The organism is Nisaea sp. (assembly GCF_040217065.1).
Classification (GTDB): domain Bacteria; phylum Pseudomonadota; class Alphaproteobacteria; order Thalassobaculales; family Thalassobaculaceae; genus Nisaea.
The window spans coordinates 274,487-289,219 of record NZ_JAVJNX010000008.1; the positions used below are offsets into that span (position 1 = coordinate 274,487).

Consider the following 14,733-nt stretch of genomic DNA (forward strand, 5'->3'; position numbering starts at 1 on the left):
ATGGGTCCGTAAAATCTGCCGTTGCGCATGGTTGGGCTATGTAGCGCCAGAACCGCTTTGCCGCAAGGAAAGACTGGCCTGCGGTGCATGCTGCTGCGCTTTCTGGGATAGTGCAGGACGATCAAAACTGATAAGCGGAGCGAATGAATAGCACGAGCCTCAGTTTCCTCAACTGCATGAGCACCGATTTCCGGTATGGGAGAATAACCTTCCCGGCGGCGGACCGGTATCTGGTTCAGACGCTCGCCGAATGCGGTGATTATTGCCGCGGCGAAATGCTCGTTTATGAGCGATTGCTCTCCAGCGGCGATCTGGTTGTTGATGTCGGAGCTAATATTGGCGCAATGACAATGTGCTTTGTGAATGCGGTGGGGCCGAGCGGGGCAGTGCACTCATTCGAGGCCAGTCCCTTCGCTTACGATATCCTGCGACACAATCTGGCACAGAATGCTATTGGCAATGCGAAGGTGACCCGGGCGATCATTTCCAACGCGTCTGGAACGGGGCATTTTCTGGATCCCGATTTGGAGAAGATTGATCGGATTGATTTCGGGTCCATGTCCCTTTCGATTCAATCAGGAAAGGTCCCGGGGCGTTTTGTCGAAACGCAATTGATCACGCTTGACGAATTGGCGCTCGATCAATGCAACCTTATCAAGATCGATGTTGAAGGGCATGAAGCTGCCGTTGTTTCCGGTGCATTGGATACGATCGCAAAATTCACACCATTCCTCAGCATTGAGACTGGTTTTGAAGAGGACGATTTGTCCTGGCTCGTCCCTCTCCGCGAACTTGGCTACAGAGTCTTCGTGATGGCCTACCGGGTCGTCGCGTGGCCGAATTTCAAAGGCCGTGATATCTCAAATCTGACGACGGATGTTTCCGTGAATGCAGTCTGTATTCCGCCGACCGAAAGCCATCTTGAGCGTCTGGGCGATATTCCTCGCCGCGAGGTTAAGACGCTTTACGACCTGTCGGCGGAATGTCGCCGATACCAGAAGCGCCCACGGTATTAGGATCGTTCGAGCACCTTGGTCTTGGCGGATGTCGTCAAACCTAATCTGCCCGAGAGGCCCTTTTGTCCAGCCGGTCGACTTGTTAGCAGACCGCGAAACATTTAATAGTGACGGGTGTCGTCACTTTATCCATGAGCATTTTGTCTATGAATGAATTCGCCCCGCGGTTTGATCGCTGCATGTGCACCGATACGCGCGTCGGGCGGGTCGCATTCCCTGTCACAGATATTTATCTGTATGATGCCCTCGCCGAATGTGGAGACTATTGTCTCGGCGAAATGCGCGTTTATCGAAACATCGTCAAGCCGGGCATGACGGTTCTTGACGTCGGCGCCAACATCGGTCTGATGAGCCTGCATTTCTCAGAATTGGTTGGCTCTGGCGGAACAGTGCACGCCTTTGAGCCGAGTGAATTCGCAAACGGTTTGCTGATGCATAACTGCGCGCTTAACCGGCGGGAGAACATCATCGTCCATCGATCCGCCGTGTCCGAGGCCGTCGGCCAGACCACCTTTCCTAGCCCAAACCCCGAGAAAATCGAAAAGTTCAATTTCGGGACGTTGTCTCTTGCCACCCATTTCATCGGATCAAACGGTCGCGATGTCCCGACCGAGATGATCTCGATTGATTCCCTGAAGCTTGATCGCTGCGATTTTATCAAGGTCGATGTAGAGGGCTTTGAAGCGGCTGTGATCAGGGGCGGCCTGGAAACGATTGACCGGTTTCAGCCACACCTGAGTCTCGAAATCGGAAACCCTGCGGATGATACGTCCTGGGTGACCGCGCTCCGAACCCGTGGCTACCGGATCTTTGTTTTCACCGCCTATATATTCGCGGCGCCGAACTTCAAGAAACGATCGATCGAGGACATGCCTGCGGTTGTTTGTGCGAGCGCAATTGCCGTGCCGCCGGGCAGTGACCAAATGGCATTGTTCGGGGCGACCCCGCGCCGCGAAATCTTTACCGAATCACATCTGGCGTCGATCAACCTGTCTTTCAGCACGGACAACCGGGGTTAATTGTCCGCCGCTATGGCGTTCCAGACGCTGTCGACACTGAGGCGGGCCAGGTCCTCTTCCACAAGCAGGGTTACATTCTCGCCGCGCGGTGCGGCCTTTTCCGGAAAACTTTTCGTCGAAAAAATTGCAATGGTCGGGCAACCCGAAAGTGCGGCCATGTGCATCGGGCCGGTGTCATTACCGATGGCACGGCGGGCTGCGCGGGCGAGAGCCGGAATGTCATAGAGGGTGGTCTGGCCCGACAGGTCGCGCGCTTCGGGGCAGATTTCCCGGATGGTCTTAATGGCGTCCTGATCTTCCGTGCCGCCGAGCAGCACAGGCGTGATCCCCGCCTTGTGCAGACGCCGGCCGATTTCTCCGTAGGAGGCCGCCGGCCAGCGTTTCATTGCCATCTTCAGGGACGACCCGGGGATCAGCAGCGCGAACGGATCCGGCAGGTCGAATCGTCCGATATCGCTGTCCATGAAGGTGAGATCGGACGGGCCAACATCCGTTATCCCGGCGATTTCAAGCTGAGTGCGTTGACGATCCTGGGTATGGATCAGGGTCGGGCGCGCATAGTGATGGTAATGGCTGCAGCCGGGAACGATGCCGGACCATTCGGGCTTCGGGCCGGGCCAGAGCAGCCGGTAATAGAAACCGGTCCGGTCCGATGTCTGCAGGTCATAGACCCTATCGAACGCTGCGCCTGTCAGTCTGGCGCGCAGGGAGAGTATGCCGGGCAGATTGAAGAGCTTGGGCTCCGTGTCTGTCCAGACCCTGTCGAAAAGACCGGACCGTTCGCCGAGTTCGGCATAGGCCGGCCGGGTCAGCAGGGTGATCTCCGCCTCCGGATGATGGCGGCGGATCGCCTGCATCGGGCCAAGCGCGTAGATGAAATCGCCGAGCGCGCCAAGCTTGATGACAAGAATGCGCCGGCGGTTACGATCCGCGTCAGTCTGCTTTCTGGAGTTATCCGGCATTTGGCGAGAGCGGCAGGACTTCTTGATAAACAGAGAGCGTCCGGGCACACATATCGCCCGTCGTGTAATGCTCCCGCACATGCGCGACGGCGGTTTCGGAGACGATGGCGCGCTGCTCGGCCGAGAGGCTGAGTGCGGTGCGGATACCATCCGCGAGCGCATCCGCGTCATTCGGTTTCACCAGGAACCCGGTCTTTCCGGGCAGGACGGATTCCCGCGCGCCGCCATGGTCGGTCGCGACGATCGGCCGGCCCATGGCCTGTGCCTCGATCATCACCCGGCCGAACGGTTCGGGATCGATGGAGGCGGAAACCACGACATCCGCAAGCTGGTAGACGCAGGGCATGTCCGCCACGGCGCCCGAGAACATGACCGAGGCGGTAAGCCCGGCCTTGGCGATCTTGCTCTCGAGTTCGGCCTTGTAGCTTTCCTTGCCCGCATAGGAGCCGACCATGATGCAGTGGACCGGCTGGTCGCCCAGCTTCGTCAGGGCATCGATCAGGATGTCATGGCCTTTCCACCGGGTAATCCGCCCCGGCATGACGATGACAGGAACACCGTCCGGCAGGCGCCATTCGCGGCTCAGTTTGATCATCCGTTCTGCGGAGACGCCGTCCGGGGTGAACAGGTCGACATTCACGCCGCGCGGGATGATCCGCAACTTGTCGCTGCCCGTACCGAACCGCGTCGTGATCTCATGGGCGACAAAATGCGAGATGGCGATCACCCGGTCTCCCCGGACCATCACGGAGTTGTAGAGTTTTTTCAGCGGGTTGGTGTCCGGAAAGCGACCGTGGAAGGTGGTGACGAACGGCACCTTGTTCTTGCGCGCCGCGCGCCAGACAATCCAGGCCGGCATGCGTGAGCGGGCATGCACGATATCGACATTTTCCTGATAAATGACATCGACCAGCCAGTCGAAATTCTGCCGCCAGCTGAGCGGGTTCTTGGAGCCGAGCGGGTGCTGGATATGGCGGGCACCGACGCGGGTCAGGTCGTGCACCATCGGGCCGCCTGCGGAAATCACCAGGGCGTCCCAGCCGGCTTCGACAAGCGCACGGGCAACATCGATGGTGCCCCGTTCCACGCCGCCGGACACCAGGGCGGGAAGGATCTGGAGAACGACCGGCTTCTTGTCCTGATGCGGTCGGCGGAACATATCGTAATCGCCGCTCGATTGGCGGAGGTTCGGTATGTTAGGCCTCATGGAGTGGCCGTCGTTCACCGGCGTTCCAAGCATGTTGTTTTCATTGTCATGAAGTTTACCACAATGACTGAGCAAACCCAGCTATCGCCGGACCCCGTGCCTCTCTATATCGAAAAGCCGGACGGCGCGCGTCTCGCTTATCACAAACTGGACGGACGCGGACCCACAATTGTCTTCCTCGGCGGCTTCATGTCCGACATGACGGGCTCCAAGGCGCTGGCGCTCGAGGCTCTGGCGCGGGAGTGTGGGCAGGCGTTCCTGCGGCTGGATTATCAGGGGCACGGCCAGTCGTCGGGAAAGTTCGAGGATGGCTGCATCGGAACCTGGCTTTCCGATGCGCTCTACCTGATCGACCGGGTCACGGACGGCCCGCTGGTTCTCGTCGGCTCTTCCATGGGCGGCTGGATCATGCTGCAGGCGGCGCTGCACCGGCCGGATCGCCTTGCCGGTCTGGTCGGCATTGCCGCCGCGCCGGACTTTACAGAAGACCTGATGTGGGCGGAATTCTCTGACGAGATCAAACAGACGCTTGAGCGCGACGGGGTCTATTACGAGCCTTCCGAATATAGTGATGAGCCCTACACCATCACCATGAAGCTGATCGAGGATGGCCGCGCGCATCTGGTCATGCGGGAGAAGATGCCGATCACGGTGCCGGTGCGGTTGCTGCATGGCATGCGGGATGAATCGGTACCGTATGAGCTTTCGCTGCGCATCGCCGAGACTGTCGAGAGTGAGGATGTCCAGATCCGCTTCGTGAAGGACGGCGACCACCGGCTTTCGACCGACCGGGATCTCGCCATTCTGTCCCGGACCGTGGGGGCGCTGTGCGACGCGGCCGGCTGATCCCGGCGGCCGCTCTGCTCGCCGGCATGGTTCTGTTCCCGGTCACGCCGTTCCGGGCCGTGGCGGCGGAGATAGATCATCAGCAGGAATACCAGGCCTGCATGACGCTGGCCCTGGAGCGACCCGAGGATGCCTATGGCAGCGGTCTTGCCTGGTACCAGCAGGGCGGTGGCATCCCGGCCCGGCATTGCCTCGCCGTAGCCTTGCTTCAGCTTGGCCAATACGGTGAGGCTGCCGCGAGGCTGGAGCGTCTGGCGACAGACCTCGGGACGGCGCGTACGGCTCTCTTGGGGGGCATCCTGATGCAGGCCGGGCAGGCCTGGTATCTCGCCGGACGTCCGGACAAGGCGCTGAAATTGCAGAGCACCCTGCTGGATCTCGCACCGGACGATCCGGATCTCTGGGTCGACCGGGCGGTGACGTTGATGGATCTGGAACGGTTCGCGCCGGCTCTCGCCGATCTTGACGAGGCGATCAGGCGCCGGCCGGACCTGGTCGAGGCCCATACCTACCGAGCCGTGGCACTGCGTCAGCTCGACCGTCTCGATGAAGCGGCAAATGAGATCGATGCAGTCCTGAATATGGTGCCGTACGACCCGGATGCGCTGCTGGAGCGGGGTATACTCCGGCAGTATCGGGGGGATCTGGACGGGGCCCGCATCGACTGGCTGCAGGTAATTCAGATCGCCCCGGACTCGCAGGCAGCCGCCGCCGCGCGGCGGCGTATCGAAGAGATGGACGTCATGACGCGGTGACCGGTTGTTCCGGCCTGCCGTCAGAAATCCAGATTGGCGTAATGCGCCGGCGGCCGAATGCCCGGAATGTTATCGGAGAGCAGCGGGCGGAAGCTCGGGCGGGACTTGACCCGGGCATACCATTCCTTGGCCTCCGGATACTTCTCCCACGGCACGTCGCCGATATAGTCGACGGTGGAGATATGGGCGGCAGCGGCGATGTCGGCGAGGCTGAAATGGTCTCCGGCGAGCCAGTTCCGGCGCTCCGCCAGGAAACCGATATAACCGAGATGAGTGACGATATTCTTATGCCCTGCGCGAATCGCCGCGCTTGAGGGCTCGCCGGTGCCGAGGAAGCGCTTCATCAGCTTCTCGCCGACCAGCAATTCGGTCACTTCCGCGTTGAACTTGCGGTCGAACCAGGCGACCAGGCGGCGGATTTCGGCGCGTGCCGCCGCATCGCCCGGCAGCAGCGGCACTTCCGTCCGGGTCTCTTCGAGATATTCGGAGATGGCGCCAGAGTTGGCCACCACGGTGCCGTCATCATCGACAAAGACAGGGACCGTGCCGTCTGGGTTCATGGCGAGGAAATCCGGGCGCCGGTCCCAGATCTGTTCGACCTTGGTTTCGGTCTCGATTTTCTTCTCGCCGAGGGACACGCGGATCTTCCGGCAGAAGGGCGAAATCCAGAGGTGATAGAGGGTCGGCATTCAATTCACCGTTAGGTCCGGGGGGTGCCTTGTGGTTGGCGGCGCTAAACTATCAGAACCTTGCCAATGCCGACAATCGCCAGCACGCCGAGCAGGATAATCGCCGCCAGCTTGACGGTTTCGGGGCGTGTGATGCCGAAAAGCCTGTGCCCGATCGAGGTTCCGACCGCCATGACCGGCGCCAGGATGGCGCAGCGGATCAGCATGTCTGCGTCTATCAGCCCCTTGTAGGCGGCAAGCGCAATGGCGAATATATCGACGAAGATGAAGAAGGCGATCCCCGTTGCCCGGGTGATGGCGACCGGCAGCGGCGAGGAAAGATAGAGCAACACCATCGGCGGGCCGGGCACGCCGGCGGCGCCGGACATCAATCCAGAGACAATGCCGGTCCCGGTAAGCATCCTGTTGTTCGGGACGGTGGCCATCTTGAAGCCGCAGGCGATCAGGATCACCGATACGAGCACGGCTGCATAGATCGCAATCTTCATCGGCTCCGGCGCGACCAGAAGCAGGCAGGCGAAGCCGGCGGGTACACCGATGGCGGAGCCGATCATGAGGTGCCGGATGCCAACCCAATGAACATCACGATAGGTGCGCGGCAGCAGGGTGAAGCCGGCCAGGAGATCGATGATCAGGGTGAGGGGAACGACGGATACCGGATCGGCAACCAGCAGCAAGGCGCTGATCAGGATCAGCGCGAACCCGAATCCCGTGAAGCCGCGGACGATCCCGCCGAGCAGAGTGGCGACGAGGGCGACGGCCCAGAAATGCAGGTCCCACCCGAAATTCATCACCTCGAACATTACTTGGCGGAACCTTTGTCGGCGTCAGGGACTCAGGCGGCGCAGGATGCGGCCCCGGCACCTTCTACGCCACTTGCCGTGCCGCTCCAAGGCAGCACTTTGCGGACTGTCGGTTCCGCCACAAGCGACTTCAACAGGTCCGGCAGAGCACGCACCTGAAAGCGCGGCTGGTCGACCGGCCCCGGCAGCTCGAACCCGTAGGGCTCTGCCAGCACGAAGCCGTAGGGGCTGTAATAGGAGGCTTCGCCAACCACCAGGCAAAGATCCCAGCCTTCCTGATCCGCTTCTTCCAGCGCCCGGGCCACCAGCGTGCGGCCGAGGCCCTTGCCCTGCAGGGCCGGGTCGACCACCAGGGGGCCGAGAATAAGTGCGGGCAGGATCTTGTCTGCGTCTTTCACGTCGCAGCGCCAGAAGCGGATGGAGGCGCCGACTTTGGCGTCGAACCCGGTGCGGGCGACGAGGCTGAGGGACGGCACGGACGGGCCCTGCCGCAGGGTGTAGACGGTCTTGGAAAGACGGTCCGCGCCGAAACCGATATCCAGCAGGGACTCAATGGCAGCCGCGTCGGCGGCATTCTCTTGTTCGATGACGATCATTGTCGGGACTTCCGGCCTTGGAATGGCCGTCCCGAAAAGGGAAGCGGCCTAGAGCGTGATGACGGACAGCGCACTACGCGCGGCGATACGTCGTCGTCGCGGGTTTGCTCGTCGCTCTGTGCTGGCCGTAGTTTTCATGGCATCCAATTTCCCAAACTCATTGCCAGATACTGCATAAGGTCGTGACCTGCCAAGAAAAAAAGCGCCGCGGAGACGCCCCCGCAGCGCTTTTCAAGGGAAGGTATGCCGGTTATCCGGCGAGTTCCGCCAGCCGCGCCATGATGGCGGCGTTGGACCGGATGCCCCGGTGGAAGCAGACCATTTCGAACTTCTCGTTCGGGCTGTGCACCCTGTCATCTTCCAGACCGAAACCGACCAGCAGGCTGTCCATGCCGAGCAGGTTGCGGATCGATCCGGCTGCCGGGATGGAGCCGCCGCAGCCGATCAGCACCGGCTCCGTTTCGTACTCGTCCCTGAGCCCGGCAACCGCCGCCTTCAGATAGTCGGACTCCGTCGGCACGCGCAGCGCCGGGAAGCCGCCTTCATGGACGATTTCCAGGCTGTAACCCTTCGGCAGGCGCTCGGTCACGAAGGCCTTCAGTCCGGCGATGATCTTGTCCGGGTCCTGATCCGGCACCAGCCGGCAGGTGATCTTGGCGGATGCCTCCGAGGCGATCACGGTCTTGCCGCCCGGGTCCTGATAGCCGCCGGTGATGCCGTTGACGTCCAGCGTCGGCCGGGCCCAGATCCGCTCCAGCGCGGTGAAGCCCTGCTCGCCGCCCGGCACTTCCAGCCCAACCTCACTGAGGAAGGCCTTCTCGTCGAAACCGAGCCCGGCCCATTGCTTCAGCTCGTTGTCGCCGACGGGCAGGACATCGTCGTAGAAGCCCCCGATCCTGATCCGGCCGGTCTCGTCATGGAAGTCGCCGAGGATCCTGGAGAGCAGGTTGATCGGATTGATGACACCGCCGCCATACATGCCGGAATGCAGGTCCCGGCTCGGGCCCTTGATCTTCACCTCGACGGAGACGATGCCGCGCAGCATGTAGGTGATGGCGGGCTTGTCGACCGCCCACATGCCGGTATCGCAGACCACGCAGGCATCGGCGCTGAGCTCGTCCTTGTTGGCCGAAAGGAAAGGTTCAAGGCTCTCGGAGCCGCTTTCCTCCTCGCCCTCCAGCAGCACGGTCACGCTGATCGGCAGGGAGCCGTGCACCTCCATCCAGGCCCGGAAGGCCTCGATGAAGGTCATGACCTGGCCCTTGTCGTCGACCGCGCCACGGGCGACGATGCGCTTGCCGCGTTCGGCCTCGACGATCACCGGCTCGAACGGATCGCTGTCCCAGAGCTCATAGGGATCGGCCGGCTGCACATCGTAATGGCCGTAATAAAGGATGTGCGGCGTGCCTTCCGGGCCCTTCATGTGGCCGACCACCATCGGGTGCTTCTTGGCCGGGCGCACGGCGGCGTCGAAGCCGATCCCGGTCAGCTGGTCCGCCATCCAGGCGGCGGCGCGATGAACGTCGGGGTCGAATTTCGGGTCGGTGCTGATGCTGGGGATGCGCAGCACGTCGACAAGCCGTTCGACCGACTGCTCCAGTCCCGCATCGATTCTGGCGAGGACGGGGGTGAGAAGATCCTTGGTCATGGGACACCATGTCTGAATTGAGGGCGTTCCGCGCAGGCAGTATTTCCGAGAGTGGAAAGCGCGGGCATTGATTGTCGGCAGTCTGGCTGGGTATCGTCCCCGGAACAAGGGCTTGAGCCCGAAATCTCTGGAGGATGCGCCGTGACGCGGCTAATGGACCTGATCAAGCCGGGCAAGCTTCTGATTGCCCCCGGTATCTTCGACGGTATTTCAGCGCGCATCGCCGACGAGTTCGGCTTTGAGGCGCTTTACATGACCGGCTACGGCGCTGTCGGCTCCCATCTTGGTCTGCCCGATGCGGGCCTTGCCAGTTACACCGACATGGTCGGCCGGGTGAAGGTGCTGGCCGATACGGTCTCGGCGCCGCTGGTCGCGGACGGCGACACCGGCTATGGCGGATTGCTGAATGTGCAGCACACGGTGCGCGGCTACGAGGCGGCGGGGGCAGCCGGCATCCAGCTTGAGGATCAGGAATTTCCGAAGAAATGCGGGCATACCCCGAACCGGAAGGTGATTCCGCTCGAGGACATGGTGCAGAAGATCAAGGTCGCGGTGGAAAGCCGGGAAAATCCGGATTTCGCCATTGTCGCCCGCACCGATGCGCGCACCAATTACGGTCTCGACGAAGCCCTGCGCCGGGGTGAGGCTTTCGCCAGGGCGGGAGCGGATGTGCTCTTCATCGAAGCGCCGGAAACGGTCGAAGAGATGGAAAAGATCTGCGCCGCCTTCGACAAGCCGCTGCTGGTCAATGTGGTCGAGGGCGGCAAGACGCCGGTGCTGAGCGCGGAGGAATATACCGAGCTGGGCTATTCCATGGCGATTTACCCGGGTACCGGATTTCTGGCCATGGGCGCGGCGCTCCGCTCCGTCTATGGCCGCCTGAAAGAGACCGGATCGAGCAAGGGCGCATCCCAGAAGCTGGATGATTTCGGTGCCTTCTCCCGAACCATGGGTTTCGGCGATGTCTGGGACTTCGAGAAGGCCCACGCGCAGGACTGATATGTGGCAGTCTCTTGCCGCATTGTGGAAGTCGATTTGTCATGGTGGAAGAACTGGCCAGACTTTGCGCATAGCTTTTGTCGGGAGTAAGTGATGGCCGCCGTGTCGCCAAATGCTGGGGATCTGGCTGCGCGTCTTGAGCGCGCGCTGGAGGGAGAGGTGCTTTTCGACCGCTTTTCCCGCGGCCGGTATGCGACTGACGCTTCGATCTATCAGGTCGAGCCGGTCGGCGTCGTCATTCCGAAGAACCAGGCTGACCTGATCGCGGCGATGGAGATCGCGCGGGAGAACGGCGTCTCCCTGCTGCCGCGCGGCGGCGGCACCAGCCAGTGCGGGCAGACCGTGAACGAGTCCCTCGTGCTGGACTGCTCGAAGCACCTGAACAGGATCATCGAGATCGATCCGGAGAACATGCGTGCGGTGGTTGAGCCGGGTATCGCGCTTGACCATCTGAACGCGGCCCTGAAGCCCTACGGCCTGTTTTTCCCGGTCGATGTCTCGACCGCCAGCCGGGCCACCATTGGCGGCATGACCGCGAACAATTCCTGCGGCGGCCGGTCGATCCATTACGGCATCATGGTGGACAATGTGCTCTCCATCGACGCCGTGCTGCCGACGGGAGAACAGCTTCATTTCGGACCGGTGCCGGGCAATCTCGGCGGCATCGAGACGGAGCCGCGCTACCGGGATCTGGTGCAGGAAATGCGCGCCATTGCCGACCGGGAAGGCGGCGAGATCGCCGCGAAGTTCCCGAACCTCATGCGCCGGGTCGGCGGCTACAATATCAACACGATCAATCCCGCCGGGCACAATATGGCGAGCCTGCTGGTCGGCTCGGAAGGGACGCTCGCGGCCTTCCGCCAGGTCGAGCTGAAGCTGCACCGCATTCCGACCCACAAGGTCATGGGCGTCTGCCATTTCCCGACTTTCTACAAGGCGATGGATGCGACCCAGCATATCGTGACGCTGAAGCCGCACGCGGTGGAGCTGATCGACCGGAACATGATCGAGCTGGCCCGGGAAATCCCGATCTTCAAGCCGATGATCGCGGAGTTCGTGAAGGGGGAGCCGGACTCGGTGCTGGTGGTCGAGTTTGCCGGAGAGGATCATGCGGCCTGTGTCGCCCAGTTGCGCCAGCTCGACGTGCTGATGGCCGATCTCGGTTATCCGGACGCGGTGGTCGATGCGACCGCGCCGGCCCTGCAGGCAACCATCGGCGAGGTCCGGCGCCAGGGCCTCAACATCATGATGTCGATGAAGCAGGCGGGAAAGCCGGTTTCCTTCATCGAGGATTGCGCCGTTCCGCTGGAAGATCTGGCCGAGTTTACCGACCGGCTGACCCAGGTGTTCGAAAAACACGGCACCCACGGTACCTGGTATGCCCATGCCTCCGTCGGCTGCCTGCATGTCCGCCCGGTGCTGAACATGCGGGAAGAAGCCGATGTGAAGCGCATGCGCGCCATCGCCGAGGAAGCCTTCGACATGGTGCGGGAATACAAGGGTTCCCATTCCGGGGAGCATGGCGACGGCATTGTCCGCTCCGAATTCCACGAGAAGATGTTCGGCACGCGCCTGGTAAATGCCTTCGGCGATGTGAAGCGCGCCTTCGATCCGGAGCGGATGATGAATCCGGGCCGCATCGTCGACCCGCCGAAGATGGACGACCGTTCGCTGTTCCGTTTCAAGCCGGGTTATGCGCCGGTCCCGATCGACACGGCGCTGGACTGGTCCGACTGGGGCGGTTTCTCCGGTGCGGTGGAGATGTGCAACAACAACGGCGCCTGCCGGAAACGCGATGCCGGTGTGATGTGCCCGAGCTTCCGGGCGACGCAGAATGAAAAAGACCTGACCCGGGGCCGGGCCAACACGCTGCGGCTCGCATTGTCCGGCCAGCTCGGCCCTGAGGCGCTGGTCGCGCCGGAGATGAAAGAGACCATGGATCTCTGCGTTTCCTGCAAGGGCTGCAAGCGGGAATGCCCGACCGGTGTCGACATGGCGCGGATGAAGGTCGAGTTCCTGCATCACTATACAAAAAAACATGGTTTAAAGCTGAAGGACCGTCTGGTTTCCTACCTGCCGCGCTATGCCGAGGCAGCGTCCCGCTTCGGCTATCTGGCGAATGCGCGGGATGTCGTGCCGGGCCTGAAAGGCCTGTCCGAGGCACTGCTCGGTTTCAGCGCCAAGCGCAGCCTGCCGGTCTGGAGCGATGTGCCGTTTTCCGGCAGCGAGGCTGACGATGTCGACCCGGACGAAAATGACGGGCGCGACGTGGTGCTGCTGAACGACACTTTCAGTACCTATTTCGAGCCGGAAAACCTGCGGGCCGCACTCCGGGTCCTGAAGGCGCTCGGCTACCGCGTCCATGTCGTCGATCCGCGCGGTGCGGGCGGGCGCCATCTCTGTTGCGGCCGGACGTTCCTGGCCTCCGGCCTCGTCGACAAGGCGAAGGAAGAGGCACGGCGCATGATCGCGGCCTATCTGCCCTATGCGCGGCGCGGCATTCCCGTCGTCGGGCTGGAGCCGTCCTGCCTGTTCACGCTGCGGGATGAATTCAAGGCGATGCTGCCGGGTGCGGATAGCGACCTGATCGCGGAGCATGCCCTGCTGTTCGAGGAGTTCATCGCCCGGGAGCAGAAGGCCGGAAAGATCACCGCCGCCTTCAAACCGGTTGCCGCGAAGGCGCTGGTGCATGGCCATTGCCACCAGAAGGCCTTCGATGCCATGGGCGCCGTCGAGACCGCGCTGCGGCTGGTGCCGGACATGGACGTCGAAGTGATCCAGTCGAGCTGCTGCGGCATGGCCGGGGCGTTCGGCTATGAAGCAAAGAACCAGGAGGTCTCCATGGCCATGGCGGAGCGCGATCTGCTGCCCGCCGTGCGCGCCGCCGGAAAAGATACCGTGCTCGTCGCCGACGGCACCTCCTGCCGCCATCAGATCAAGGACGGCGCCGCCCGCGAGGCGGTGCATGTCGCCACCATCCTGGACCGCGCACTGGCGTGATCCGCACCGAGGAGAAGACCATGACCTACAAGTCCGGACCGCATTTCCTGCAGATCCCCGGCCCGAGCCATGTACCCGGCCGGATCCTGCGCGCCATCGGGCAGCCGACGATCGATCATCGCGGCCCGGAATTCCAAGCGCTCGCGCATGAGGTTCTGGCGAAGGTGAAGCCGATCTTCCAAACGGAATGCCCGGTCGTGATCCTGCCGTCCTCAGGCACCGGTGCCTGGGAAGCGGCGTTGGTCAACACAATGAATGTCGGCGACAAGGTGCTGATGTTCGAGACCGGTCAGTTCTCCTCGCTCTGGGCAGAACTCGCCACGCGTCTTGGCCTGAAGCCGGAAGTGATTGCCGGCGACTGGCGCCATGGTGTCGACGCGGCGGCCATCGAGGCGCGGCTGCTGGAAGACAAGGGGCACGAGATCAAGGCGGTCTGTGTCGTTCATAACGAGACCTCGACCGGCGTGACGTCGAAGATCCAGAATGTGCGCAAGGCCATCGATGCGGCGAACCATCCGGCATTGTTCATGGTGGACAGCATTTCCGGGCTCGCCTCGGCCGAATACAAGCATGACGAATGGGGCGTGGATGTCACCGTCAGCGGCTCGCAAAAGGGCCTGATGCTGCCGCCGGGCCTCGGCTTCAACGCGGTCGGCCCGAAGGCGATGAAGGCGAACGAAAATGCGCGCATCAACCGGTCCTACTGGGACTGGAAGAGCCAGATCGGCATGAATGCGGATGGCTGGTTCCCCTATACCCCGGCAACCAACCTGCTCTACGGCCTGAACGAAGCCTGCGACATGCTGATGGACGAGGGGCTGGAGAACGTCTTCTCCCGGCATGAGCGCTTCGCCGAGGCGACCCGCCGTGCCGTCCGGACCTGGGGCCTTGAGGTGTTGTGCCAAAACGCCGACGAATACAGCCCGGTCCTGACTGCCGTCGTCATGCCGGAAGGGCATAGCGCGGACAGCTATCGGGACACCGTGCTGGACAAGTTCGACATGTCGCTCGGCTCGGGCCTCGGCAAGGTCAAGGACACGGTCTTCCGCATCGGTCACCTGGGCTATTTCAACGACCTGATGCTGATGGGCACTTTGTCCGGCGTCGAGATGGGCTTTGCCGTTGCGGGCGTCCCGCACAACAAGGGCGGCGCTCAGGCAGCGATGGAATACCTGACCGGCAACGCCTGACTG

General features: G+C 62.2%; 13 protein-coding genes. 7 read left to right on the plus strand and 6 right to left on the minus strand.

Annotated features, from left to right (window positions below; all coding sequences use genetic code 11):
- Window positions 1-176 precede the first annotated feature (176 nt).
- Window positions 177-1,016, plus strand: coding sequence for an FkbM family methyltransferase (locus RH950_RS10325; RefSeq protein WP_350056370.1), 840 nt, complete (start codon window positions 177-179; stop codon window positions 1,014-1,016).
- A gap of 107 nt (window positions 1,017-1,123) precedes the next feature.
- A complete protein-coding gene (locus tag RH950_RS10330; RefSeq protein WP_350056372.1) occupies window positions 1,124-2,035 on the plus strand; it encodes an FkbM family methyltransferase in 912 nt (303 codons plus the stop codon).
- Here the strand turns inward: RH950_RS10330 and RH950_RS10335 are convergent.
- Both RH950_RS10335 and RH950_RS10340 read right to left on the minus strand, forming a co-directional pair.
- Window positions 2,032-2,997 (minus strand): glycosyltransferase family 9 protein, encoded by a 966-nt coding sequence (locus RH950_RS10335; protein WP_350056374.1) that lies wholly within the window; start codon window positions 2,995-2,997, stop codon window positions 2,032-2,034. The genes RH950_RS10330 and RH950_RS10335 overlap by 4 nt on opposite strands.
- Window positions 2,987-4,156, minus strand: a complete 1,170-nt coding sequence (locus tag RH950_RS10340; protein WP_350056376.1) for a glycosyltransferase family 4 protein — start codon at window positions 4,154-4,156, stop codon at window positions 2,987-2,989. The genes RH950_RS10335 and RH950_RS10340 overlap by 11 nt, the downstream gene beginning before the upstream one ends.
- 111 nt (window positions 4,157-4,267) lie before the next feature.
- On the opposite strand from RH950_RS10340, the gene RH950_RS10345 reads away from it, so the two are divergent.
- Window positions 4,268-5,050 (plus strand): alpha/beta fold hydrolase, encoded by a 783-nt coding sequence (locus RH950_RS10345; protein ID WP_350056378.1) that lies wholly within the window; start codon window positions 4,268-4,270, stop codon window positions 5,048-5,050.
- Complete coding sequence (locus RH950_RS10350; RefSeq protein WP_350056380.1) at window positions 5,032-5,805, plus strand: tetratricopeptide repeat protein; 774 nt, start codon at window positions 5,032-5,034, stop codon at window positions 5,803-5,805. The genes RH950_RS10345 and RH950_RS10350 overlap by 19 nt, the downstream gene beginning before the upstream one ends.
- A 20-nt stretch (window positions 5,806-5,825) precedes the next feature.
- On the opposite strand, the gene RH950_RS10355 is transcribed toward RH950_RS10350, so the two are convergent.
- The 4 genes from RH950_RS10355 to RH950_RS10370 all read right to left on the minus strand — a co-directional run bounded on the left by RH950_RS10355 (window position 5,826) and on the right by RH950_RS10370 (window position 9,541).
- Window positions 5,826-6,494, minus strand: coding sequence for a glutathione S-transferase family protein (locus RH950_RS10355; RefSeq protein WP_350056382.1), 669 nt, complete (start codon window positions 6,492-6,494; stop codon window positions 5,826-5,828).
- A gap of 44 nt (window positions 6,495-6,538) precedes the next feature.
- Window positions 6,539-7,297 carry a sulfite exporter TauE/SafE family protein gene (locus RH950_RS10360; RefSeq protein WP_350056384.1) on the minus strand — a complete coding sequence of 253 codons (759 nt, stop codon included), beginning with the start codon at window positions 7,295-7,297 and terminating at the stop codon, window positions 6,539-6,541.
- Window positions 7,298-7,329: 32 nt separating this feature from the next.
- Complete coding sequence (locus RH950_RS10365) at window positions 7,330-7,893, minus strand: GNAT family N-acetyltransferase (protein ID WP_350056386.1); 564 nt, start codon at window positions 7,891-7,893, stop codon at window positions 7,330-7,332.
- 250 nt (window positions 7,894-8,143) lie between these two features.
- A complete protein-coding gene (locus RH950_RS10370; protein ID WP_350056388.1) occupies window positions 8,144-9,541 on the minus strand; it encodes a dipeptidase in 1,398 nt (465 codons plus the stop codon).
- A gap of 141 nt (window positions 9,542-9,682) precedes the next feature.
- On the opposite strand from RH950_RS10370, the gene RH950_RS10375 reads away from it, so the two are divergent.
- The 3 genes from RH950_RS10375 (at window position 9,683) to RH950_RS10385 (ending at window position 14,730) form a co-directional block, all read left to right on the plus strand.
- Complete coding sequence (locus tag RH950_RS10375) at window positions 9,683-10,540, plus strand: isocitrate lyase/PEP mutase family protein (RefSeq protein ID WP_350056390.1); 858 nt, start codon at window positions 9,683-9,685, stop codon at window positions 10,538-10,540.
- A 93-nt stretch (window positions 10,541-10,633) separates the two neighbouring features.
- A complete protein-coding gene (locus tag RH950_RS10380; protein ID WP_350056392.1) occupies window positions 10,634-13,540 on the plus strand; it encodes an FAD-binding and (Fe-S)-binding domain-containing protein in 2,907 nt (968 codons plus the stop codon).
- A gap of 20 nt (window positions 13,541-13,560) precedes the next feature.
- Window positions 13,561-14,730 carry a pyridoxal-phosphate-dependent aminotransferase family protein gene (locus RH950_RS10385; protein ID WP_350056394.1) on the plus strand — a complete coding sequence of 390 codons (1,170 nt, stop codon included), beginning with the start codon at window positions 13,561-13,563 and terminating at the stop codon, window positions 14,728-14,730.
- Window positions 14,731-14,733 lie beyond the last annotated feature (3 nt).

What these genes read in the sequence shown, in the direction of transcription:
- RH950_RS10325 (WP_350056370.1), top strand. Translation starts at nt 177, where the DNA reads ATGAGCACCGATTTCCGGTATGGGAGAATAACCTTCCCGGCGGCGGAC.
- RH950_RS10335 (WP_350056374.1), bottom strand. Translation starts at nt 2,997, where the DNA reads ATGCCGGATAACTCCAGAAAGCAGACTGACGCGGATCGTAACCGCCGG.
- RH950_RS10340 (WP_350056376.1), bottom strand. Translation starts at nt 4,156, where the DNA reads ATGTTCCGCCGACCGCATCAGGACAAGAAGCCGGTCGTTCTCCAGATC.
- RH950_RS10345 (WP_350056378.1), top strand. Translation starts at nt 4,268, where the DNA reads ATGACTGAGCAAACCCAGCTATCGCCGGACCCCGTGCCTCTCTATATC.
- RH950_RS10355 (WP_350056382.1), bottom strand. Translation starts at nt 6,494, where the DNA reads ATGCCGACCCTCTATCACCTCTGGATTTCGCCCTTCTGCCGGAAGATC.
- RH950_RS10360 (WP_350056384.1), bottom strand. Translation starts at nt 7,297, where the DNA reads ATGTTCGAGGTGATGAATTTCGGGTGGGACCTGCATTTCTGGGCCGTC.
- RH950_RS10365 (WP_350056386.1), bottom strand. Translation starts at nt 7,893, where the DNA reads ATGATCGTCATCGAACAAGAGAATGCCGCCGACGCGGCTGCCATTGAG.
- RH950_RS10370 (WP_350056388.1), bottom strand. Translation starts at nt 9,541, where the DNA reads ATGACCAAGGATCTTCTCACCCCCGTCCTCGCCAGAATCGATGCGGGA.
- RH950_RS10380 (WP_350056392.1), top strand. Translation starts at nt 10,634, where the DNA reads ATGGCCGCCGTGTCGCCAAATGCTGGGGATCTGGCTGCGCGTCTTGAG.
- RH950_RS10385 (WP_350056394.1), top strand. Translation starts at nt 13,561, where the DNA reads ATGACCTACAAGTCCGGACCGCATTTCCTGCAGATCCCCGGCCCGAGC.